The organism is Nonomuraea diastatica (genome assembly GCF_004349015.1).
Classification (GTDB): Bacteria; Actinomycetota; Actinomycetes; order Streptosporangiales; family Streptosporangiaceae; genus Nonomuraea; species Nonomuraea diastatica.
In genome coordinates, this window is the sequence record NZ_SMKP01000399.1 from 1 (window position 1) to 1,648 (window position 1,648).

General features: G+C 71.3%; 1 protein-coding gene. It reads right to left on the bottom strand.

Annotation, left to right across the window (positions count from 1 at the left end):
- Nucleotides 1-1,648, bottom strand: a 1,648-nt coding sequence (locus E1294_RS51845; protein ID WP_132520708.1) for a non-ribosomal peptide synthetase, incomplete at both ends; no start/stop codon positions are given.

The window sequence follows — 1,648 nt, forward strand, 5'->3', positions numbered from 1 at the left end:
GATGCCCACGGATCTTCACCTGATGATCGGCCCGCCCGACGAACTCCAGCTCCCCACCCGGCGACAACCGCGCCAGATCACCCGTCCGATACAACCGGCCCGGACCGAACGGATTCGGCACGAACCGTTCGGCGGTCAGGCCGGGGCGGCCACGGTAACCCCGGGCCAGACCGGGCCCGCCGATGTACAGCTCGCCGGGGACGCCCACGGGTTGCCGGTTCAGCTCGGCGTCCAGCACGTACACCTGCGTGTTGGAGATCGGCCCGCCGATCGGGATGGCGGACTCGGTGTCGGCGTGCGAGATGCCGCTCTTCACGCAGCTGAACGTGGTGCACTCGGTCGGGCCGTAGCCGTTGCTGACCTTGACCCGGGTGCCGTCGAGCACGGCTCTGACGTGCGCGGGCGAGAGCACGTCACCGCCTGCGACGAGGTGCCTGAGCTCTGCCAGCGCCTCCAGCCGGGTCTCCACCAGCAGGTGGAACAGACCGGCCGTCAACCACAACACCGTGACGTGGTGCCGCCGGATGGCTGCTTCGAGCCCCTCCGCGGTCGGCTGCCCCACGGGGTAGATCGCCAGCGTGGCGCCGTTGCACAGCGCTCCCCACAGCTCGAAGGTGGAGGCGTCGAACGACAGAGGAGCGAGCAGCATGAACACCTGCTCGGGCCCGAACTCGACGTAATCCGCCCGGTGCACCAGGCGCACGATGCCCCGATGGGTGACCTGCACGCCCTTGGGCCGGCCCGTCGAGCCCGAGGTGTACATGATGTAGGCGAGGTGGTCGGGCCGCAGGCGCACGGCGGGCGGCTGCGCGGGCTGCTCGCCCAGCACCTCGCGCACATCCTCCCAGATCAGCGTGCGAACGCCGGAAGGCGCATGAAGGCGCTGCGCGAGATGGCGCTCGGCCAGCAGGATCGGCGCCTGCGAGTCGGCCAGCATGTGCGCGATGCGCTCGGCCGGATAGTCGGCGTCGAGCGGGACGTAGCAGCCGCCGGCGCGCAGGATGGCGAGGAGCACGACCGGCACGTCGAGGCCTCTTTCGAGGCAGACCGCCACGGGCGTCTCCTGGCCGACGCCGGACTCGCGCAGGTGGTGCGCGAGCTGGTTCGCCTTCCAGTCCAGCTCGGCGTAGCCGATCCACTCGCCTTCGTACTCGGCGGCGACCGCGTCGGGCCGCTGCCGCGCCTGGTCGGCCACCAGCTCGGGCACGGTCAGCTCGCCGAGGTCCTGTGCGGTGTCGTTGACCAGGGCCTCGAGCTCCTGCCGCGCCGCCTCGTCCATGAGCTGTGCCCGGCTCGCCGGGGCGCCCGGGTCGCCGGCCAGCTGGCCGAGCAGCGTCACGTAGTGCTGGGCGAGCCGGTCGATGGTGGCCGCGTCGTACAGCGCGGTGGGGTATTCGACAGTGCCCGCGAGGGAACCGTCCGGCCGCTCCTCCAGCGCCATGAACAGGTCGAACTTGCTCGTGCCCGTGTGCAGGGGCAGGCGGCGGGCCTGCAGCCCGGGCAGCTGCCAGGACTCCGTGGCCGCGGTCTGGAGTGCGAAGACGTGCTGGACGAGGGGGGTGCGGGTGAGGTCGCGTTGGGGGTGGAGCTCTTCGACGATGCGGTCGAAGGGCAGGTGCTGGTGTTCGTAGGCGGCCAGGGCGGTGTC